A 20,168-nucleotide genomic window follows, 5' to 3' on the forward strand; every position below is an offset into this window, starting at 1 on the left:
GTAGCCTGACGCTCCCCTGCCACCGACTCCCGGAGAGCCCACGCCCGTGCCCTCGTCGCCCGCGTCGACCGTCAGCCCGAACGTCCCCTCGCCCAGCGCCCGCGTCACGACCGTCGGGTACATGATCTTCGCGTCCCGCTGGCTCCAGGCACCGCTCTACTTCGGCCTCATCGTGGCCCAGGTGGTCTACGTCTGGCAGTTCCTCAAGGAGCTGTGGCACCTCATCGTCGGCGGCTTCACCGGCGAGGTGTCGGTCATGAACGCGGACACGCACCAGCTCGAGACGCACACCTACGGCGCCGAGGAGATCATGCTGGCCGTCCTCGGCCTCGTCGACGTCGTCATGATCTCCAACCTGCTCATCATGGTCATCGTCGGCGGCTACGAGACGTTCGTGTCGCGCATCCGCCTCGACAACCACCCCGACCAGCCGGAGTGGCTGAGCCACGTCAACGCGAACGTGCTCAAGACCAAGCTCGCGATGTCGATCATCGGCATCTCGTCGATCCACCTGCTGCGCACGTTCATCGAGTCGTCGAGCAACCGCATCACGTCCGAGACCATGCTGTGGCAGACGATCATCCACCTCGCGTTCGTCGTCTCGGCACTCGCGCTCGCGGCGATCGACCGCATGTCCCTCACCGCGCACCAGCGCGCGGCCAACGCCGCCGCGGCGGGCGAGGGCCCGGCCGACCCGCACGCATGAGCCGGCCCGACGACGCCCCGCGCCCAGGCGCCGAGCCGGACGCCCCCGCGTCGCTCGACGCCGAGGTGACGGGCGCCGTCGAGCACGCCGTCGAGGACGAGGTCCGCGCCGCGGTCCGCCAGGCCGTCTCGGTCTCCGTCGCGACGGGGCTGTACGGGATCTCGTTCGGGGCGCTGTCCGTGGTCGCGGGCCTCGACGTGGCGCAGACCATGGCGCTGAGCCTGCTCATGTTCTCGGGCGGCTCGCAGTTCGCGCTCATCGGCGTGGTCGGCGCGGGCGGCGCGCCGACGGCCGCGATCGCCACCGCGGGCTTCCTCGGGGTCCGCAACGCGTTGTACGGGGCGCAGCTCGGCCCGCTGCTCGCGCTGCGGTCGTGGCACAAGGTCGTCGCGGCGCAGTTCACCATCGACGAGTCGACGGCGGTCGCGACGGCGCAGCGGTCCCGCCGCGCCGTCCGGGCGGGGTTCTGGTGGACCGGCGTCGGGATCTTCGTGCTGTGGAACGCCATGACGCTCGTCGGCGCGCTCGCGGGCGACGCGCTCGGCGAGCCGCGCGCGTGGGGGCTCGACGCCGCCGCGGCGGCCGCGTTCCTGGCCCTCCTGTGGCCCCGGCTCGCAGCGCGGGCGATGCAGCTCACCGCGGCGGCGGCCGTCCTCGTCGCGGTCCTGCTCGTCCCGGTCGCGCCGGGCGGCGTGCCGGTGCTCGCCGCGGCCGTCGTCGCGATCGTCATCGGGCAGGTGGACGCGCGACGGCGACGCCGCGCCGCGGGCGCGCCACCCTCGTCGTCCACGGACGAGAAGGAGACCTCATGACGCCAGCGACCGTGTGGGTCGTCGTGCTGGCCGCGTCGGCGCTGTGCTTCGCGCTCAAGCTCGCCGGGCACCTCGTGCCCGAGCACTGGCTCGCCGACGAGCGCGTCGCGCGCACGGCCGCGCTCGTGACCGCCGCGCTCCTCGCCGCGCTCGTCGCGGTCCAGACGGTCGGCGACGGCCAGGCCCTGGTCGTCGACGCGCGCCTGCCCGCGCTCGGCGTCGCGGCCGTCGCGCTCGCGCTGCGCGCGCCGTTCATCGTCGTCGTGGTCCTGGCGGCGGCCACGGCCGCCGGCCTGCGCGCCCTGGGCTGGGGCTGACCGCCGGCCCGAGGCGTGGCCCACGTCTCGTAGGGTGAACCCGTGAGCCTCTTCCGCGAGACCGCCGACGTCTCCGTCCGCCCCGCCGTGCCCGGAGACGACGTCGCGATGACCGCGATCCAGGTGGGTGCGTGGCGCTCGTCGCACGAGGAGGTCCTCGGCGAGGACGTGCTCGACGCCCTCGACACCGTGCGGATGCGCGAGCAGTGGGCCGCCGCCATCTCCTCCCCTCCGGGACCGGGGTTCGGCGTGCTCGTCGCGTGCGTCGGCGCCGACGTCGTCGGGTTCGCCGCCGTGGCGCCCGGGCAGGTCCTCGCGCTCGAGGTCGAGCCGCGGCACCAGCGCGGCGGGCACGGGTCGCGCCTGCTCGCCGCCGCGGTCGACCGGCTGCGCCGCGACGGCGCGGAGGAGGTCGTCACGTGGGTGCTCGACGGCGACACGGCGCGCGAGACGTTCCTCGCCGGCGCCGGGCTCGGGCCCGACGGGCGGACCCGCACGCTCGCGACCGGGGTGCGCGACGTCGTCGAGCGCCGCTGGACGGCCGAGATCTGAGGGATGGCGCGACCGTTCGTCACGCAGCCGTGACACCGTCGTGACCCGTTCGCGCGCGTGACCTGCGAGGATCGACCGCCATGGGCATCCTCACCGACTACTTCTCCGCACCCGACGACGCGCAGGCCGGTCGCGCGGCACGGACGGGCCCGAGCAGCCCCGACCCGCTGACGAACCAGCCGGTGTTCCCCACGGTCGAGCTCAAGGGGATCGACCCGTTCGTCGTGCTGGGCACGCTCGCGGGCCTCCTCACGGACCGCCCGTACGCCGAGGCGAAGAGCGACCCCCGGCACGGGGAGCTCGTCGCGAGCGCGGGCGACGAGGGTCCGTGGGTCGTCGCGGTCACCGCGGAGCTCGTCGCGGCGCTCGCCGCGGCGACACCGACCGACCTCGACGCCGTCGCCGTGCGCTGGGCCGCCACCGAGGAGCTGGAAGGCTCCGACCCCGCCGACCTGGCCGGTGCCCTGCACCGGCTCGCGACCCTGTGCGTCCAGGCGGACGACGCGGGCCACCGCCTCTACTGCTGGACGAGCCTCTGACCTGCCGACGTGGTCCGCCCACGCCGGGTGGACCGCCTCGGTCAGCGACGGGCGCGGTAGAGAGCCGCGGCCTTGCGCAGCGCCTCGCGCGCCCGACGACGGTCGCGCGCGGCGTCGTACGCGAACGCCAGGTGGTACCACGCCTCCCAGCTCTGCGGGTCGGCGTCGACCGCGTCGCGGTACGGCCCGAACGCCGCGTCGGCGGCGTCCCGGTCGATGCGCCCGCCGGGTGAGCGCGGCAGGTCGTCGACCGGGAGCCGACCCTGGGAGGCGAGGTCGTCGGCCATGCGCTGCACGGTCCCCGCGAGCAGGAACTCGCGGCCGACCAGGCCGACCACGAGCAGGGGCAGGACGAGCACGCCCGCCCCGATCACCATCGCGACGGGTTCGCCCGTACCGATGAGCGCGGCGGCACGCCACGCCACCTGCGACACGTAGATCGCGAGCAGGATCGTCACGAGCACCGCGCCGACGATCGCCTTCCAGGGCCGGACGGCGCGCGACCGCCCGGTCGTCCCCTCCGGACGGCCGTCGTCGCTGCCGCCGCCGGCGTCGGGACCGACCGGACCGCCGGGCGCGCTCACGCCAGGTCCAGCACGTTCTCGAGACCGACCGTCAGGCCCGGGCGCCCGACGACCTCGCGCACGGCGAGCAGCACGCCAGGCATGAAGGAGACGCGGTCGAACGAGTCCTGGCGGATGACGAGCTGCTCGCCCGCGTTGCCGAACAGGATCTCCTCGTGCGCGACGAGGCCGCGCAGACGCACCGCGTGCACGCGCACCCCGTCGACGTCGGCGCCGCGCGCCTCCCACCCCGTCTCCGTCGCGTCGGGGCTCGCCGCGAGGCCCGCGTCGGCGCGCGCTGCGGCGATCGCCGCCGCGGTGTGCCGGGCGGTGCCGGACGGCGCGTCGACCTTGTCCGGGTGGTGGAGCTCGATCACCTCGGCCGACTCGAAGTAGCGGGCGGCCTTCGCGGCGAACGTCATCGCGAGGACGGCCGAGAGGCCGAAGTTCGGGGCGATCAGGACGCCGAGGGCGGGGCCGCCGCCCGCGGCGACACGCTCGAGGTGCTCGGTGACGCGGCCTCGGCTCTCGTCCGTCCAGCCCGTGGTCCCGACGACGGCGTGCACGCCCGCGTCGATCAGCGCGTGCACGTTCGCCTCGGTCGCGGACGGGACGGTGAAGTCGACGGCGACGTCGGCGCCGCCGAGCGTGGCGGACGTGACCTCGTCGCCGGCGTCCAGGCGCGCGACGAGCTCGAGGTCCGCCGCGCCCTCGACGGCCGCGCACACGGTCGCGCCCATGCGTCCGGCCGCGCCGAGGACGGCGACCCGCAACGGGCGGCCCGGCCCCTGGCCGGGGGCGGTCGCGGCGGGATCGGGCGCGGGGATGTTCTGCTCGCTCACGCCCGTCACCCTATCGCCGGTGCGCGGACCGGCCGGTGCGCCGTCCGCGGCACCGGCGCCGAGCCCGCCCACCGCACCGGCCCGGCACGACGGCGTCGGCGACGGTTCAGCCGCCGAACGGCCCGACGCGCACGACGGACCGGGGCCGCGAAGCGAGCTCGCTCGCCAGCTTCTGCACGTCGTCGGCCGTGACCGAGCGGATCGCGTCGAGCGACTCCTCGACGCTCAGGAGCTCGCCGTAGACGAGCTCGGCCTTGCCGAGCCGGCTCATGCGCGAGCCGGAGTCCTCGAGGCCGAGGACCATGCCGCCGGAGAGCTGGCCGATGCTGCGGTCGAGCTCGGCACCGGTGATGCCGTCGCCGGCGAGGCGGTCGAGCTCGGCGTGCAGGAGCTCGGTCACCTCGTCGACCTTCGACGGCGCGCACCCGGCGTAGAGGCCGAACGTGCCGATGCCGCCGTGACCCGAGGCGAAGGAGTACGTCGAGTACGCGAGGCCGCGCTTCTCGCGGATCTCCTGGAAGAGGCGCGAGCTCATGCCGCCCCCCAGCACCGCGCTGAGCACGGAGAGCGTGAAGCGACGGTCGTCGGTCGCCGACAGGCCCGTGCCGCCGATGACGACGTTCGCCTGCTCGACGGCCCGGTGGACCGAGAGCTCGACGCCCGTGGTCCCGACACCGGCGAGGGCGGGGTCCTCGGGGTCGCGCCGGGGTCGTGGCGCGGTGGCCGCGTCGAGCGACCAGCCGCCGTCGTGCAGCGCCTGGCCCACCTGCGCGACGAGCGTGTCGTGGTCGACGCCGCCGGCCGCCGCGACGACGAGCGTCTCCGGGCGGTAGTGCCACCGGTAGTGCTCCCAGACCGCGTCGCGCGGGACCGCGTTGATCGTGTCCGGGGTGCCGCCGATGGGGCGGCCGAGCGCGTGCCCGCCGAGGACGGCGGCCGCGAACTCCTCGTGCACGACGTCCGAGGGGTCGTCGTCGTTCATCGCGAGCTCTTCGAGGATCACGCCGCGCTCGGTCTCGAGCTCGTCGGGGTCCAGGCGTGCGGACGTCACCATGTCGGCGACGACGTCGACCGCCATGGGCAGGTCGGCGTCGAGCACGCGCGCGTAGTAGCACGTGTGCTCCTTGCCGGTCGCGGCGTTGGCCTCGCCGCCGACGGCGTCGAACGCCTCGGCGATGTCCATCGCCGAGCGGCGCGCGGTGCCCTTGAACAACAGGTGCTCCAGGAAGTGCGTCGAGCCGAAGTGGCCGTCGGTCTCGTCGCGCGATCCGACGCCCACCCACGCGCCCATCGTCGCCGAGCGCAGGCCCGGCATCGACTCGGTGAGCACGCGGACCCCGCCGGGCAGGACGGAGCGACGGATCGTCGCGCCGTCCTGCCCGGCGGTCAGCTCGGCCCCGGCGTCGCCCGCCGGGACGAGCGGGAGGTCCCAGGGCACGTCAGGCGTCCGCGCCCTCGGTCGCGGGAGCGTCGGCCGGAGCCTCCTCCTCGACCACGGCGTGCAGCGAGAGCTTGCCGCGCGGGTCGATCTCGCCGATCTCGACCTGGACCTTCTGGCCGATGGACAGCACGTCCTCGACGTTCTCGACGCGCTTGCCGCCCACGAGCTTGCGGATCTGGCTGATGTGCAGCAGACCGTCCTTGCCCGGGGAGAGCGAGATGAACGCGCCGAACGACGTCGTCTTGACGACCGTGCCGACGAAGCGCTCGCCGATCTCCGGGACGTGCGGGTTGGCGATCGCGTTGATCGCCGCGCGGGCGGCCTCGGCCGACGGGCCGTCGGTGGCGCCGATGTACACGGTGCCGTCGTCCTCGATGGAGATGTCCGCGCCCGTCTCCTCCTGGATCTGGTTGATCATCTTGCCCTTGGGCCCGATGACCTCGCCGATCTTGTCGACCGGCACCTTCACGGAGATGACGCGCGGGGCGTTCGGGGACATCTCGTCGGGCACGTCGATGGCCTCGGCGAGCACGTCGAGGATCGTCAGGCGCGCGTCGCGCGCCTGGGTCAGCGCACCGGCGAGCACCGAGGCGGGGATGCCGTCGAGCTTGGTGTCGAGCTGGATCGCCGTGACGAACTCGCGCGTGCCGGCGACCTTGAAGTCCATGTCGCCGAACGCGTCCTCGGCACCGAGGATGTCGGTGAGCGCCGCGTAGCGGGTCTCACCGTCCACCGTGTCGGAGATGAGGCCCATCGCGATGCCCGCGACGGGGGCGCGCAGCGGCACGCCCGCGTTGAGGAGCGAGAGCGTCGAGGCGCACACGGAGCCCATGGACGTCGAGCCGTTGGAGCCGAGGGCCTCGGACACCTGACGGATCGCGTACGGGAACTCCTCGCGGCTCGGGAGCACCGGCACGAGCGCACGCTCGGCGAGCGCGCCGTGGCCGATCTCGCGGCGCTTGGGGCTGCCCACGCGGCCGGTCTCGCCGGTCGAGTAGGGCGGGAAGTTGTAGTTGTGCATGTAGCGCTTGCGCGTCTCCGGACCGAGCGAGTCGATCTGCTGCTCCATGCGGAGCATGTTCAGCGTGGTGACGCCCATGATCTGGGTCTCGCCACGCTCGAAGAGCGCGGAGCCGTGCACGCGCGGGAGCACCTCGACCTCGGCCGACAGGGTGCGGATGTCCGCGAGCCCACGGCCGTCGATGCGCACGCCCTCGGTGAGGACGCGCTGGCGCACGAGCTTCTTCTGCAGCGCGCGGTACGCGGCGGAGAGCTCCTTCTCGCGGCCGTCGAACCCGGCCTGGAGCTTGCCGACCATCTCGTTCTTGATCTCGTCGAGGCGGTTCTCGCGGTCCTGCTTGTCCGCGATGGCGAGCGCGGCGCGCAGGTCGGTGGAGACCTCGGCCTCGACCGCGGCGAACGCGTCGTCCTGGTAGTCCAGGAAGACCGGGTACTCCTTGACGGGCTTCGCGGCCTGGGCGGCGAGCGCCGACTGCGCGTCGCACAGGGCCTTGATGAACGGCTTGGCCGCCTCGATGCCCTCGGCGACGACCTCCTCGGTCGGCGCGGCGACGCCCTGGTCCTTGACGAGGCCCCAGGCACCATCGGTGGCCTCGGCCTCGATCATCGCGATCGCGACGTCGTCACCCACGACACGGCCGGCCACGACCATGTCGAAGACCGCGCGCTCCTTGTCGGAGTACTTGGGGAACGCGACCCACTGGCCGTCGACGAGCGCGATGCGGACCGCGCCGACCGGGCCGGAGAACGGCAGGCCGGAGATCTGCGTCGACGCCGAGGCGGCGTTGATCGCGAGCGTGTCGTACGCGTCGTCCGGGTGGATCGCGAGGACCGTGATGACGACCTGGACCTCGTTGCGCAGGCCCTTGACGAAGAGCGGGCGCAGCGGGCGGTCGATGAGGCGGCACGCGAGGATGGCGTCCGTCGAGGGGCGGCCCTCGCGGCGGAAGAACGAGCCGGGGATGCGGCCCGCGGCGTACATGCGCTCCTCGACGTCCACCGTCAGCGGGAAGAAGTCGAACTGGTCCTTGGGGTGCTTGCCGGCCGTCGTGGCCGACAGGAGCATGGTCTCGTCGTCGAGGTATGCGGCGACGGAGCCGGCGGCCTGACGGGCGAGGCGCCCGGTCTCGAACCGGACGGTGCGGGTGCCGAAGCGACCGTTGTCGATCGTGGCCTCGGCGAACTGGATCTCGGGACCCTCCACGGGTGCCCTCCCTTTCTCGAAGCGCCGCCCGGGTAGCCCCTGTCGAGGGTTCCGGTCCGCGCCCCGGCGCGCGTGGCGCGGGGGCTCCGGTCGCACTCGACGCTCGGCGGTCTTCGATCGAGGTCCACGGCGGTTCCCGCACGATCACGTCCGGGGACGAGACCGCGGGGGTCCGTGAGCCACTACCGAGGACCGAACGAGAGGCCGGCGGCGCGGTGGGTGGTGTGCGGCTGGGTGGTGCTCAGCCGGGGTGTGACGGGTACATCACACCAGACCAGCCCGGTCCCCGCAGGGACCGGGCTGGCGGTGTCGTGTCAGCGACGCAGACCGAGGCGCTCGATGAGGCTGCGGTAGCGGTTGATGTCGACCTTCTGCAGGTAGCCGAGCAGGCGACGGCGCTGGCCGACGAGGAGGAGCAGACCACGACGGCTGTGGTGGTCGTGCTTGTGCTCCTTGAGGTGCTCGGTGAGGTCCTTGATGCGCTGCGTGAGGAGCGCGACCTGGACCTCGGGCGAACCGGTGTCGCCCTCGCTCGTCGCGTACTCGGTCATGATGCGCTGCTTCGTGGCAGTGTCGAGCGGCACGGTTCTCCTTCGGGTTCGTTGCGCGGTGCGCCGGGGACGGTTCTCCCGGGCTCTCTCGATCCGCGGCCGGTCAGACGGCGCATCCATCGTACCAGCGCGCGGCCGCGCCGCCGGCGACGGGCGGTGCGGCCGGCGTCCGGACGCACCTCCGCCGACGGCGCGGCCGCACCGCCCTCGGCCTTCAGGCCCCGTCGTGCCCGGCCGTCCCGTCGCCGCGGAACCGGCCCGCCGCGTCGGGCAGCACGCCCGCGAACCGGAGCAGGTCCGGCAGCGTGAGGACGAGGGACCCGTCCTCGAAGTGCACACCCTGCGCCGGGGTCCAGTGGTTGCTCGCCCGGACGTACGACGTGTCGTCCTGCCGCAGCAGGTACACGAACGTCTCCGCGAGCACGCGGCTGCCGACCTCGCCGAGGAAGCTCCCGTTGCCCTGGAGCTCGGCCTCCTTGAGGACGTAGTACCACAGCGGGGTGCCGCCGTGGTCGCCGTCCCGCAGGGCCGCGAGCGCCTGCTTCACGTCGTCGCCGGCCCGGTCCTCGAGCTGGGCCGGGGTGAGCGGGGTGACGCCGAGCGCCGAGGCGACGGCCTCGCCCGTGGGCAGCGCGAGCATGTAGCCGCGCAGCAGGTTGCGCTGCGCGAGCTGCTTCTGCAGCGCGCTGGCGACGAGCTGGGCCTGCGTGTGCGCGGGCGGCTCGGGCGGCAGCGCGCCCTCCTTGACGAGATCGCCGAGGCTCGGTGCCAGGAACGTGTCGATCTTCTCGGCGGCCCGGAACGACGAGGGGTCGCCCTTGTCGACGAACCGGGCCCACTCGATCGGCCAGTTGGACGGCAGCGCGGGGACGCCCGCGGGGCCGGGGCGCAGGCTCCCGCCGTTGCCGGTGAACTGGAAGAGCTGGACGAGGCTCGCGTTCCGGGGCGGCGGCCCCGTGAAGTTGACGTTGTAGTCGTACGAGTCGCGGATCATCGAGTGCCCGAACCGGAACGCCGCGACCGCGAACTCGAGCGGCATCGAGACCGGGTAGCGCGGCCGGAAGAACGACGTGTCACGCAGGAGCGTCGCGTCGAGCACGCCCGGCTTGGTGAGGGTGCGCAGGTAGTCGTTGACCACGAGCCACTGGTAGTGCCAGCGCACGAGCTGGCTCGCGCGCTCGAAGACGCTGCGCTCGCCGCCCGTGAGCCGCGTCCGCGGCTCGACGTCGTCCACCCAGTCCACGACGGCGTTGTGGAACCGGATCATGGCGAGGTGGAGCTGGGCCACGACGAGGTTCTCGTCGTTGCGCCCGTCGGGCACGAGCGGTGCGCCCTGCTCGTCGCGCGGCAGGTCGCGCTGGGCGTCGCCGCCGGGCTCGACGACGGCGAACGACGGGCCGCCCGGGATCACGAGCGGCTCGGTCGAGATGCGTCCGAGCCGGAGCTTGGCGGACCCGGGGACGAAGGACGCCTCGCTGCGGGTGGTCCGGTAGCCGCGCTCCCCCGCGAACACGGGACCGCTCCCGTAGAGCGAGTCGAGGTTGAGGGCGGGGTGCCGCCCGTTGTGGAGCGAGCGCACGACGACGCGCGGCGCGAAGACCTGGAACGGGACGGCGTCGACGTCGCCGAGCGCCTGGTCGCCGTCGCGGCCGGCCGTCGTGTCCGGGCCGTTCGTGTTGAGCGTGATGTCGTGGTCGATGAACTGGCCCCAGTACGTGTACACCGCCGGCACGTGGGAGTTCAGGTCGCGCGGCGGCTGCCCGGGCGGGGCGACCGGCCGGGCGACCATGGACGCCCCGAGCGTCTTGAGCGCCTCGACGGTGCCCGCCGTCGCGCCGTCGCCGACCGGCAGGTGGAACGCGGGGAAGCTCTCCGCGAGCTCCGGGAACAGGTAGTCGAACGCGGTCGTGGAGTCGTAGCGGTGGAGCTCGTGGTCCCGCGCGACCGCGGCCTCGGCCGCGGGCAGGAGCGGGGCGTTCGACTCCGCGGGGTCCACGTCCGCGTCCGGCGTCGGGCCGTCGGGTGCGACGGCCGAGCCGTGACCGACGCTCCGGACGGTCCGGCCGATCGGGGTGGACGCCTGGTCGACGGCGTCGGGGGCGACGTCGTCGACCACCGTCTCGGCGACGGGTGTCGCCGCGTGCTGCTGAGCCTCCATGGCTCTGCCTCTCTGTGGGGAGGTCGTCGTGCGGCCCGCTCGACGGGCCACCGGACGCCCCCGCGGGCGGCTCGCGCTCGCGCAGGGGCGTGTGCGACCGCCCCCTGGACTGCGGCCCGGGGATCGCGCGGCCGCGACGGACGCCGTGCACGACGGCGCCGCTCACCCGGAGGGAGGGGCCGCACCCCGGCCTGTGACACCCCGCGGGCGACGACGGACGCCCCGCCCGGAAGGCGTCCGCTACCCGCGCAGGAGGCCGCGCCGTCGGGCCTCGGCGACCGCCGCGGTGCGCGAGGGCGCGCCGAGCTTGTCGTAGACGTGGACGAGGTGTGTCTTGACGGTCGCGCGCGAGAGGAACAGCTCGTGCGCGATCTCGTCGTTGGTGCGCCCCTCGGCGACGAGCGAGAGCACCTCGAGCTCGCGCGCGGTGAGCGCCGTGCCGGGGCTGCGCAGGCGGCCGAGCAGGCGCCGCTGCACGGCCGGTCCAAGCGCGACCTCGCCCGCCGCGGCGGCGCGCACGGCGGCGACGAGCTCGTGCGTCGGCGCGTCCTTGAGCAGGTAGCCGCGGGCGCCCGCCTCGACCGCCGCGAGGATGTCGGCGTCCGCGTCGTAGGTGGTCACGACGAGCACGGCGGGCCCGTCGGTCGCGACGATCTCCCGGACCGCGTCGACCCCTCCGAGCCGGCCGGGCCCGAACTGCAGGTCGAGCAGCACGACGTCGGCCCGCAGCCCGCCGCGCAGCCGTGCGAGGAGCTCCTCGGCCGAGCCGACCTCGGCGACGACCCGCACGTCCGGCTCGGCCTCGAGCACGGCGCGCAGCCCCGTGCGCACGACCGGGTGGTCGTCCGCGAGCACGACGTCGACGACGGCCGGTCCGGTCATCGCCCCTCCTCGACGTCCTCGGCGGCCCCGAGCGGCACCCAGGCCGCGACCGCGGTGCCCGCGCCGGGCGCGGACTCCACGGACAGCGTGCCACCCAGCTCGGCGAGCCGCGCACGCATCGCCACGAGGCCGAACCCGCCCGACGGCCCCGGCCCGTCCTCGGACCGGCCGGGGACGCCGCCGGCGTCGAAGCCGCGCCCGTCGTCGACCACGTCGAGGGCGACGGCCTCCTCCCCCGGCGCGACACCGGCCAGGAAGCTCAGCGTGACCGCGACGCGCGACGCGTCCGCGTGCTGCTCGACGTTGGCGAGCGCGGACTGGGCCACGCGCAGCAGCGCCGCCTCGACGTCCGTCGGCAGCGCCACGGGGTCGCCGCTCACCTGCACGACGACGTTGGGCCCGCGCCCGTCCCCGTGCGCCGCGATGCGGGACGCCGTGCGCGCCGAGGTGCGGCGCAGCGCGTCCACGAGGTTCGACGACGCGAGGTCGGCCGGCGCCAGCGCGCGCACGACGCGGCGCGCCTCGGCGAGGTTGTGCCGCGCGACCTCCCGCGTCTGCTCGACGTACCCGCGCGCGGTGCCGACGTCGCCGGCGTCGAGCGCGGTCTGCGCGGCGCGCAGGAGGAGCTCGGCCGAGGAGAAGCCCTGGGCGAGCGTGTCGTGGATCTCGCGCGCGAGGCGTTCGCGCTCCGCCGCGACGGCGCGCTCGCGCTCGGCCGTGGCGAGCTCGTCGCGCGTGCGGACGAGCTCGTCGAGGGTGCGCTGCCGCTCCTGCGACTCGCGCACGACCGCCTCGAGCGCGAGCACGACGACGGCCGCGACGGCCCCGCCGATCGCCGGTCCGAGCACGAACGGCAGCGCGACGTCCGCCGTGTAGACCCCCATGACCCCGACCACGAGGAGCACGAGCACCCCCACCGCGACCGGGCCGCGACGCGGGCCGAGCACGTGCATCGCGAGGAACATGAGCGGGAACGCGACCCACACGGCCGTGACCGAGACCAGGCACAGCGCGACCCACAGCACCACGAGCCCGGTCACCCACGCGCCCGCGGGCCACCACGCGCCCCGGGGCGCCCGCACGTCGGCCGGGAGCGGCAGTCGGCGCCGACCCAGCACGTAGAGGGCGAGCAGCGCGGCGCCCACCCCGACGGCGACGACGCCGCGCACCGTGCCCGTCGCGAGAGCGCCGACGAGCGCGAGCACGAGCAGTCCCACGAGCAGGACGTCGAGGCCCCGGCGCAACCACCGCGTGGCCGCCGGGACGACCCGCGCACCGTCCCCGACGAGCCCGGCACGCCCACGGGGCGCGACAGCAGGGCTCGAGGACGCGGTCGGGATCACGCCGTCACCCTAGCCACGCCGCCCGCGCCCGGCATCGTCCGAACGGTCGATGCCCGGCTCCACCCCACGGCGCCGCAGGACCGACCGGCACGGCGATCCGGACCGGCTCCCGCCGCGGGACCGTGGAGAGGACGTCGGGCACGCACGGCACCACGGGGTGCCCGGTCCGTCGTCGTCCACCCGCCCACGGCACCCCTGGAGGTCCTCCCCGTGTTCCTCGCCCTGCGCGACCTGCGCCACGCCCGCGGGCGCTTCGCGCTCATGATCACGGTCGTCGCGCTCATCACGTTCCTCGTCGCGTTCCTCGCGGCGCTCACCGCCGGGCTCGGTCGCGCGAGCACGTCGGCCGTGACCGGGCTGCCCGTCGACCGCCTCGCCTTCGCGCCGCCGGCCGAGGACGCCTCGCCGACCTTCACCGAGTCCGAGGTCACGGCCGAGCAGCAGGAGGCGTGGGCAGACGTCCCCGGTGTCCGGTCCGCGGAGCCGCTCGGCGTCGCGACCGTGCGCGCGTCCGGCGAGGGCACGGCCGCCGTCACCGCGTTCGGCGTCCGGCCGGGCTCCGGCCTGGTCCCCGGGACGGGCGACGGGAGCGCCGACGTCTCCGCCGGGACGGTCGTGCTCTCGCGCGGCGCCGCCGACGCGCTGGGCGCGGACGTCGGCGACCAGGTCGGGGCCGGACCGCTCGACCTGCGCGTCGCCGCGGTCGAGGACGTCGAGGCCGACTTCGCCCACACGCCCGTCGTGTGGGTCGCCCTCGACGACTGGCAGGCGGTCGGCGCGCGCGGGGGCGACGCGCAGGACGGCCCGACCGCGACCGTCGTGGCGCTCCGGTTCGGCGACGACGCGCCGTCGGCGGACGCGCTCGCCGCGGCCGACGCGGACCTCGGGACCGTCACCGCCACCCCCCGCGAGGCTCGGTCGGCCATCTCCTCGTTCACCGCCGAGAACCTCTCGCTGACGCTCATGCAGGTGTTCCTCCTCGCCATCTCCGCGCTCGTCGTCGGCGCGTTCTTCACCGTCTGGACCATCCAGCGCGCCGGCGACGTCGCCGTGCTGCGCGCGCTCGGCGCCTCGACGCGCTACCTCCTGCGCGACGCGATCGGCCAGGCGGGCGTCGTGCTCGGCGTCGGCGTCGGTCTCGGCACGGCGCTCGCGGCCGGGGCGGGGCTGCTCGCGGCGCAGGTCATGCCCGTCGTCGTCGACCTCTCCACGACGCTCGTCCCCGCCGTCGTGCTCGTCCTCCTCGGCGGGCTGGGCGCGGTGCTCGCCGTGACGCGCGTCGCGCGCGTGGACCCCCACGCCGCGCTCGCCGCCCGCTGACCGCCGCCCGCCCTCGGCCCACCACGCACCCGATCCCCGCACCGAAGGAGTCCCCGTGGACCTCGTCCTCGACCGCATCCGCCTCGCCTACCCCGACGGCGACGACGTCCTCGTCGCCGTGGACGACGTCTCGCTCACCGTGCCCTCGGGCACCACGACGGCGCTCCTCGGCCCGTCGGGTGCCGGCAAGTCCAGCCTGCTCGCCGTCGCCGCCACCCTCACGCCGCCGACGTCCGGCGTCGTGCGCGTCGGCGACGACGTCGTCAGCGCCCCGCTCTCCGCGCCCGACCTCTCCGCGGGCGGGCCGAGGACGGGCCGCGGCGCCCGCCGTCGGGCGCGGCGCGCCGCCGACCGCGCGGCCACCCTGCGTCGCGAGCGCATCGGGATCGTGTTCCAGCAGCCGCAGCTCGTCGCGTCCCTCACCGTGCTGGAGCAGCTCGAGCTCATGAGCCACCTCCGGGGCCGGCCCGCCGCGTCGCGCCGCGCGCACGCGCTCGCCCTCCTCGACGCGGTGGGCGTCGCCGACCGGGCGGACCGTCGCCCGGAGCACCTCTCGGGCGGTCAGCGCCAGCGGGTGGCGATCGCGCGGGCGCTCATGAACGACCCCCAGGTGCTCCTCGTCGACGAGCCCACGTCGGCGCTCGACCACGAGCGCGGCGTGCAGGTCGTGGAGCTCGTCGTGCGGCTCGCGCGCGAGCTCGACGCCGCGACGCTGCTCGTCACGCACGACGAGGCGACCCTCGGCCCGGTCGACGCCCGCGTGCACCTGGCGGACGGCCGGGTCGTCGAGGCGCCGGTCGTCGCCTGACGGCTCCCCCGGCCGCCGACCGCGGTCAGCGCGCGGCGCGCACGTGCGTCGCGACCGCGAGCGCCAGCCCCGCCGCGACCGCCTGGGCGACGACCGCTCCCCAGCCGGGGACGCCGACGAGGAGCGCCACCCCGAGGGGGACGGCGCCGAGGACCGCGACGTCCGGCCCCTTGCGCAGCACCGCCGCGGCGCCCGTGGGCACCCCGCCCGCGGGCGTCGCGAGCAGCGGGCCGCCCCAGTTCGGCGGCTCGCGGTAGGCGCTGCGCACGGCGGCGGCGCCCTGGACCACGGCCGCGAGCGCACCGAGGGCCAGCCAGCGCGCGTCGCCCGTCGCGACGACGAGCGGCACCGACCCGGCGAGGAGACAGGCGGCGGCCGTGAGCGTGGGGACGACGCCGCGCGCGAGCCGGGTCCAGCGCGCGGCGAGCGGCACGAGCGCGTCGACGACGGGCGCCATCTCCGCGGTGCGCGCTCCCTCGGCGCCGAGCACCGCGGCGCCGAGGCCCGCCACGACCAGCACCGCGAAGAGGCCGAACCCCGAGCCGAGGCCCGGGACCTGCTGGGCGACGACCGTCAGCGCACCGAGGCCGACGAGCTGCGCGAGCGCGGACGGGCTGCGCCCGAGGAGGACGAGGTCGGCCGCCACCACCGCGCCGAACGCGCCGCGCACCGCGGCGAACCGGCGCGAGCGCCGGACGCGCACGCGCGTCGCGCCCGCCCGGCGCAGGGCGCGGCCGAGGTCGCGGGTGTCGAACGAGAGCACGGCTCCGCCGACCTGGTCCGCCACCGAGCTCTGCGCGCGCAGGACGGTCGCCCCGAGCGACTCCAGCCCGCGCCACCAGCGCAGCACGAGCACGGCCCCGACGGCGAGGAGGCCGAGCGCGACGAGGGGCGGGGCGACGAGCGCGGGCAATCCGGGTCGGCCGGCGGCGACGAGCACGAGCCCGGCGACCGGGACGGCCGCGACCGCGACGTCGCTCGCGCGGGCGAGAGCGCCCGCCGCCCGGGGGTAGGGCTGGACGAGGCCGGCGACGGCCACGAGCAGGAGGCCGAGCGCGCCGCCCGTCAGCGTCGCCCGGAGCGCGGTGACGGCGTCGAGGCCGGCGGCGACCGACACGACCACCGTCCCGACCGCGCCCAGCACCCCGCCCAGGAGCACCGCCCGGACGAACGACGGCGACACGAGCCCGCGCCGGTCCGCCGGTGTCGGCACCCACCAGCGCACGCCCGCGCTGCCCGCCCCCACGGGTCCGAGCCGCACGGCCGTGCCCGTGAGGAGCGCGAGCAGCGCGGCGGTCCCGAGCGCCTGGACCGCGCCCGGCCCGAGCACCGGCGCTCCGGCCGCCGAGCCGGGGTCGAGGGTCGAGCGCAGCATCGAGGCGAGCCCGATCACCCAGCCGGTCGCGAGCGCGACGGACACGACGGCGTAGGCGGCGTCGACGACGATCTCCCCCGGGCCCGCGTCGGCGCGCGCCGCCGCGGCGCGCGCGGTCAGACGGCGCAGCTCGCGTCCGGTGAGCAGCTCGTCGGGGTCCGTGCGCAGCGCGTTCGCCGCGCCGTCGGTATCGTCGCGGTTCGTGCGGCGGGCCTCTCCGGGGAGTCCGCCGGGGCGCGCGTCGGTCACCGTCAGCGCACCGCCAGGAGCGCGTCGTGGGTGTCCGACGGGTCGAGCGCGACGCACGCGTCGTCGCCGACGAGGAGGCCGCGGGCGCCGGTCCGCGCGACGAGGTCCGGGTCGTGCGTGGCGAGGACGACCGCGACGCCGCCGCGCGCGTCGTCCACGAGCAGGCCCGCGAGGCGCTCGCGCATCCCGGGGTCGAGGCGCTGCTCGGGCTCGTCGAGCACCAGCAGCTCGCGGGGCCGCACCAGCCCGGACGCGAGGAGGAAGCGCCGCCGCTGGCCCGACGAGAGCGCCGACGGCAGCGACGCCGCCTGCTCCGCGATCCCGAACCGCTCCAGGAGCCCGTCCACGGCCGCCCCCGCTCCCACCACGCCGTGGCCGCGCGCGACGAGGACGAGGTGCTCGCGCACCGTGAGCGCGGGGAAGAACGCGTCGTCGTCGAGCACGCCCGCGACGCGGGCGCGGAAGCCCCGCTCGCGCTCGTCCACGTCCCGGCCGAAGGCGCGCACCGTGCCGCCGAGCGGTGGCTGCAGGCCGAGCACCGTGCGCAGGAGCGTCGACTTCCCGCTGCCGTTCGCGCCGATGACGACGACCAGCTCGCCGGGGTGCACCGTGAGGTCGACCGGCGCGCACACGGCCACGTCGGCGTAGCCGACGCGCAGGGCGCGCGCCTCCAGCACGGGGGCGGGCGCCGGTGCGGGAGCCACCACGGTCAGGCCCCCGACGTCGGCGCGGCCGGCTCACCGCCCGAGCCGGCGAGGATCTCGCGGGCGCGGGCGACGTCGTCGTGCATCTGGGCGACGAGCGGCTCGATCCCGTCGAAGCGCAGCGTCGGGCGCAGGCGCTCGACCAGCTCGAGGACGACGTCCTCGTCGTACAGGTCGAGGTCGGCCCGGTCGAGGACGTAGGCCTCCACGCGACGTTCGACGCCGTCGAACGTCGGGTTGGTGCCGATGGAGATCGCGGCCGGGAGCCGGACGTCGGCGTGCCGGGGGTCGGCACCCGCGAGCTGCGGGCGCTCCAGCCAGCCCGCGTACACGCCGTCGGCCGGGACCATGCCGCTGATCGCGCCGAGGTTCGCCGTCGGGAAGCCGAGCTCGCGGCCCCGGGCGTCGCCGTGCACGACCGTGCCCCGCACGCGGTGCGCTCGGCCGAGGATGCGGGCCGCCTCGCGCACGTCGCCCGCCGCGAGCAGCGCCCGCACGCCCGTGGAGGACCAGCGCACCTGCGAGTCGCCCGGCGTCGCCTCGTCCGTGACGGGCACGCCCTGGTGCTGCCCGACGTCGTCGATCGCCACGACCTCGAACCCGAACCGCGACCCGAGCTCGATCATCGTCTCGATCGTCCCCGCGTTGTCGCGGCCGAAGCGCACGTCATGCCCCACGACGACCGTCCCCACCCGGAGCCCGTCGACGAGGTACGTGCGCACGAACTCCTCCGGGGTCTGGCGCGCGAACTCGAGCGTGTACTCGACGAGGAGGACGGCGTCCAGGCCCGTCGCCGCGAGCAGCTCGACCCGGTCGGCGATGCCCGTGATGAGCTCCGGCGCGCTCTCGGGGCGGTGCACGACCGCGGGGTGCGGGTGGAAGGTCACGGCGACCGCCCGCGCGTCGCGCGAGCGGGCGAGGTCGACGATCCGCCCGAGCACCTGGGCGTGGCCGCGGTGGACGCCGTCGAAGTTGCCGATCGTCACGACGGACGGGCCGAAACCCGGGGGAACCTGGCTCAGGTCCGTCCACAGGTGCACGCGAGAACTCCTCCGGTGAGGGGGCGGGTCGGGCGCGCCGGCAGGGAGTCGTCGGCGCCGCTGGACAAGACTGCCACGCCCCGGCCCCGACGCCGAACCGAGGACGTCAGGCGGGCGCCAGGACCAGCACGGGCTTCGCGAGGTCGGCGCCGCCGCGGCGTGTGTCCTCGACGAGCGCGACGAGCTCGCCCGCCGGGGAGATCGCCGCCGCCGTGCCCCGCGTCCCCGTCGCCGGGATCCACTGCCCGTACGACAGGGCCGTGGCCTCCTGCGCCGTGAGGTCGCGCACGGGGAACGTCGCGCGCGCCGCCTCGGCGAGCGGCAGGGTCGCGAGGACGCCGTCGCGGTCGGCCTGTGCCTCGAGCTCCTCGAGCGTCGAGGCGACGTCGAGCCCGTACCCGCCGACGCGCGTGCGCCGCAGGGCCGTGAGGTGCCCGCCCACGCCGAGCGCGGCACCGAGGTCGCGGGCGAGCGCCCGGACGTAGGTGCCGGACGAGACGGTCACGGCGACGTCCACGTCCAGGGCGGGGGGCGCGCCGTCGGACGCCTCCCCCGGGCCCGCCGGGCGCACGTCGAGGACCTCGAAGCGCGAGACGACGACGGGCCGCGCCGCGAGGGCGACGTCCTCGCCCGCCCGGGCGCGCGCGTACGCCCGCTTCCCGTCGACCTTGATCGCGCTCACCGTGCTCGGCACCTGGAGGATCTCGCCCGTGAGGTCCGCGATCGCGCGGTCGAGGTCCGCGCGCCCGACGCCCGACGCGTCGGCGCGCGCGACGAGTTCGCCCTCGGCGTCGTCGGTCGTCGTGCTCGCGCCGAGCCGGATCGTCGCGTCGTAGTCCTTGTCCGCGCCGACGACGTACGTGAGGAGCTTCGTCGCCCGGCCGACCCCGAGCACGAGGACGCCCGTCGCCATCGGGTCGAGCGTGCCCGCGTGCCCGACCTTGCGCGTACCGGCGAGCCGGCGGCCTCGACCGACGACGTCGTGGCTCGTCCAGCCGCCCGGCTTGTCGACGACGACGAGACCGTCGGGTGCGGTGGGCCGGCGCGGGGCCGTCGTGCGGGGTCGTCCCGAGCGCGACTCGGTCATCGTGCCTGCTCCGTCGCGACCCGCCGCAGGGCGGCCGAGGGGTCGATCGTGCACCGCACGAGCATCGCCAGCGACGGGTCGTCGTCGGCGTGCGCGTCGGCCTGGAGCGCGAAGAGCGTGTTGAGGAGCATGCCCTGCGCCACGAAGTCGCGTGCCTCGACGTCGCTCGCACCGGTGCGCGCGCGGTAGAGGTCGAACGACCGCGCCAGCACCTCGCGCCCCCGCGATCCGAGCACGGGGTCCGAGCCGAGGACGAAGCCGTGCATGAGGACCCGGAGCTGGTCGGGGTCGGCGACGAGGCGCGTGTAGGCCTCGACCATCGCGGCCTTCGCGTCAGGACCGGGCCGAACGGCCTCGAACCGCGCGAGGACCTCCGTCGCGATGCGGTCGAACACCTCGCGGAACAGCTCCTCCTTGGTCCCGAAGAGCCGGACCACGTACGGCTGGGAGACGTTCGCGGCGCGCGCCACCTGGTCGGTGCTCGTGCCCGCGTAGCCGCCCTCGGCGAACACCGCCGTCGCGGCGTCGAGGATCTGCTCGCGACGCTCGTCGCGCGTCATGCGCCGGGTCGGGACGTCGGGACTCATGGTTGACAGGTTATCAGTCGATAACTAGCGTTCGTCGGGTAGTAATCAATCAATGCTTACTAGCCGGA

At 75.6% G+C, this 20,168-nt stretch carries 20 protein-coding genes; 7 read left to right on the forward strand and 13 right to left on the reverse strand.

Going from position 1 to position 20,168, the window contains the following annotated elements; all coding sequences use genetic code 11:
• Positions 1 to 46 precede the first annotated feature (46 nt).
• The 5 genes from ABWU78_RS03330 to ABWU78_RS03350 all read left to right on the forward strand — a co-directional run bounded on the left by ABWU78_RS03330 (position 47) and on the right by ABWU78_RS03350 (position 2,926).
• The gene (locus ABWU78_RS03330; RefSeq protein WP_253051315.1) at positions 47 to 706 is read left to right on the forward strand and encodes a TIGR00645 family protein; all 660 of its coding nucleotides are present in this window, start codon (positions 47 to 49) and stop codon (positions 704 to 706) included.
• Positions 703 to 1,518: an AzlC family ABC transporter permease gene (locus ABWU78_RS03335; RefSeq protein WP_439157543.1), complete on the forward strand. Its 816-nt coding sequence runs from the start codon at positions 703 to 705 to the stop codon at positions 1,516 to 1,518. Before ABWU78_RS03330 ends, ABWU78_RS03335 begins: the two co-directional genes overlap by 4 nt.
• On the forward strand, positions 1,515 to 1,835 hold the full coding sequence (locus ABWU78_RS03340) for an AzlD domain-containing protein (RefSeq protein WP_439157544.1): 321 nt from the start codon (positions 1,515 to 1,517) through the stop codon (positions 1,833 to 1,835). Before ABWU78_RS03335 ends, ABWU78_RS03340 begins: the two co-directional genes overlap by 4 nt.
• A 42-nt stretch (positions 1,836 to 1,877) precedes the next feature.
• Entirely contained in the window at positions 1,878 to 2,387 is a 510-nt protein-coding gene (locus tag ABWU78_RS03345) for a GNAT family N-acetyltransferase (RefSeq protein ID WP_439157545.1), read from the forward strand.
• 80 nt (positions 2,388 to 2,467) lie between these two features.
• Positions 2,468 to 2,926, forward strand: coding sequence for a hypothetical protein (locus tag ABWU78_RS03350; RefSeq protein WP_439157546.1), 459 nt, complete (start codon positions 2,468 to 2,470; stop codon positions 2,924 to 2,926).
• A 41-nt stretch (positions 2,927 to 2,967) separates the two neighbouring features.
• Here the strand turns inward: ABWU78_RS03350 and ABWU78_RS03355 are convergent, their stop codons facing one another.
• The 8 genes from ABWU78_RS03355 to ABWU78_RS03390 all read right to left on the reverse strand — a co-directional run bounded on the left by ABWU78_RS03355 (position 2,968) and on the right by ABWU78_RS03390 (position 12,930).
• The gene (locus tag ABWU78_RS03355) at positions 2,968 to 3,402 is read right to left on the reverse strand and encodes a hypothetical protein (protein ID WP_439157561.1); all 435 of its coding nucleotides are present in this window, start codon (positions 3,400 to 3,402) and stop codon (positions 2,968 to 2,970) included.
• A gap of 104 nt (positions 3,403 to 3,506) precedes the next feature.
• On the reverse strand, positions 3,507 to 4,262 hold the full coding sequence (gene dapB, locus ABWU78_RS03360; protein WP_290445096.1) for a 4-hydroxy-tetrahydrodipicolinate reductase: 756 nt from the start codon (positions 4,260 to 4,262) through the stop codon (positions 3,507 to 3,509).
• A gap of 175 nt (positions 4,263 to 4,437) precedes the next feature.
• A complete protein-coding gene (locus ABWU78_RS03365; protein ID WP_439157547.1) occupies positions 4,438 to 5,769 on the reverse strand; it encodes a M16 family metallopeptidase in 1,332 nt (443 codons plus the stop codon).
• Position 5,770: 1 nt separating this feature from the next.
• On the reverse strand, positions 5,771 to 7,996 hold the full coding sequence (locus tag ABWU78_RS03370) for a polyribonucleotide nucleotidyltransferase (protein WP_253051309.1): 2,226 nt from the start codon (positions 7,994 to 7,996) through the stop codon (positions 5,771 to 5,773).
• 314 nt (positions 7,997 to 8,310) lie between these two features.
• Positions 8,311 to 8,580 (reverse strand): 30S ribosomal protein S15, encoded by a 270-nt coding sequence (rpsO, locus tag ABWU78_RS03375; RefSeq protein WP_021479897.1) that lies wholly within the window; start codon positions 8,578 to 8,580, stop codon positions 8,311 to 8,313.
• A gap of 181 nt (positions 8,581 to 8,761) precedes the next feature.
• Positions 8,762 to 10,705 carry a peroxidase family protein gene (locus tag ABWU78_RS03380; RefSeq protein WP_439157548.1) on the reverse strand — a complete coding sequence of 648 codons (1,944 nt, stop codon included), beginning with the start codon at positions 10,703 to 10,705 and terminating at the stop codon, positions 8,762 to 8,764.
• A gap of 240 nt (positions 10,706 to 10,945) precedes the next feature.
• On the reverse strand, positions 10,946 to 11,587 hold the full coding sequence (locus ABWU78_RS03385) for a response regulator transcription factor (protein ID WP_353706746.1): 642 nt from the start codon (positions 11,585 to 11,587) through the stop codon (positions 10,946 to 10,948).
• The gene (locus tag ABWU78_RS03390) at positions 11,584 to 12,930 is read right to left on the reverse strand and encodes a sensor histidine kinase (RefSeq protein WP_439157549.1); all 1,347 of its coding nucleotides are present in this window, start codon (positions 12,928 to 12,930) and stop codon (positions 11,584 to 11,586) included. The genes ABWU78_RS03385 and ABWU78_RS03390 overlap by 4 nt, the downstream gene beginning before the upstream one ends.
• A gap of 210 nt (positions 12,931 to 13,140) precedes the next feature.
• On the opposite strand from ABWU78_RS03390, the gene ABWU78_RS03395 reads away from it, so the two are divergent.
• The gene (locus ABWU78_RS03395; protein ID WP_439157550.1) at positions 13,141 to 14,250 is read left to right on the forward strand and encodes an ABC transporter permease; all 1,110 of its coding nucleotides are present in this window, start codon (positions 13,141 to 13,143) and stop codon (positions 14,248 to 14,250) included.
• Positions 14,251 to 14,305: 55 nt separating this feature from the next.
• Positions 14,306 to 15,058, forward strand: a complete 753-nt coding sequence (locus tag ABWU78_RS03400; protein WP_439157551.1) for an ABC transporter ATP-binding protein — start codon at positions 14,306 to 14,308, stop codon at positions 15,056 to 15,058.
• A gap of 25 nt (positions 15,059 to 15,083) precedes the next feature.
• On the opposite strand, the gene ABWU78_RS03405 is transcribed toward ABWU78_RS03400, so the two are convergent.
• The 5 genes from ABWU78_RS03405 to ABWU78_RS03425 form a co-directional block, all read right to left on the reverse strand.
• The gene (locus ABWU78_RS03405) at positions 15,084 to 16,682 is read right to left on the reverse strand and encodes a DUF6297 family protein (RefSeq protein WP_439157552.1); all 1,599 of its coding nucleotides are present in this window, start codon (positions 16,680 to 16,682) and stop codon (positions 15,084 to 15,086) included.
• Positions 16,683 to 16,684: 2 nt separating this feature from the next.
• The gene (locus tag ABWU78_RS03410; RefSeq protein WP_439157553.1) at positions 16,685 to 17,386 is read right to left on the reverse strand and encodes an ABC transporter ATP-binding protein; all 702 of its coding nucleotides are present in this window, start codon (positions 17,384 to 17,386) and stop codon (positions 16,685 to 16,687) included.
• Positions 17,387 to 17,391: 5 nt separating this feature from the next.
• On the reverse strand, positions 17,392 to 18,426 hold the full coding sequence (locus tag ABWU78_RS03415; protein WP_439157554.1) for a bifunctional riboflavin kinase/FAD synthetase: 1,035 nt from the start codon (positions 18,424 to 18,426) through the stop codon (positions 17,392 to 17,394).
• 106 nt (positions 18,427 to 18,532) lie between these two features.
• Positions 18,533 to 19,513, reverse strand: a complete 981-nt coding sequence (gene truB / locus ABWU78_RS03420; RefSeq protein ID WP_353706750.1) for a tRNA pseudouridine(55) synthase TruB — start codon at positions 19,511 to 19,513, stop codon at positions 18,533 to 18,535.
• Positions 19,510 to 20,100, reverse strand: coding sequence for a TetR/AcrR family transcriptional regulator (locus ABWU78_RS03425; RefSeq protein ID WP_253051299.1), 591 nt, complete (start codon positions 20,098 to 20,100; stop codon positions 19,510 to 19,512). Before ABWU78_RS03425 ends, truB begins: the two co-directional genes overlap by 4 nt.
• Between the last annotated feature and the right edge of the window lie 68 nt (positions 20,101 to 20,168).

This window comes from Cellulosimicrobium sp. CpK407 (genome assembly GCF_051844275.1).
In the GTDB taxonomy this organism is placed as follows: domain Bacteria; phylum Actinomycetota; class Actinomycetes; order Actinomycetales; family Cellulomonadaceae; genus Cellulosimicrobium; species Cellulosimicrobium cellulans_G.

Coding starts and splice junctions, on each gene's coding strand:
- ABWU78_RS03335 (WP_439157543.1), top strand. CDS start 703: ATGAGCCGGCCCGACGACGCCCCGCGCCCAGGCGCCGAGCCGGACGCC.
- ABWU78_RS03350 (WP_439157546.1), top strand. CDS start 2,468: ATGGGCATCCTCACCGACTACTTCTCCGCACCCGACGACGCGCAGGCC.
- truB (WP_353706750.1), bottom strand. CDS start 19,513: ATGACCGAGTCGCGCTCGGGACGACCCCGCACGACGGCCCCGCGCCGG.
- ABWU78_RS03340 (WP_439157544.1), top strand. CDS start 1,515: ATGACGCCAGCGACCGTGTGGGTCGTCGTGCTGGCCGCGTCGGCGCTG.
- ABWU78_RS03425 (WP_253051299.1), bottom strand. CDS start 20,100: ATGAGTCCCGACGTCCCGACCCGGCGCATGACGCGCGACGAGCGTCGC.
- ABWU78_RS03385 (WP_353706746.1), bottom strand. CDS start 11,587: ATGACCGGACCGGCCGTCGTCGACGTCGTGCTCGCGGACGACCACCCG.
- ABWU78_RS03380 (WP_439157548.1), bottom strand. CDS start 10,705: ATGGAGGCTCAGCAGCACGCGGCGACACCCGTCGCCGAGACGGTGGTC.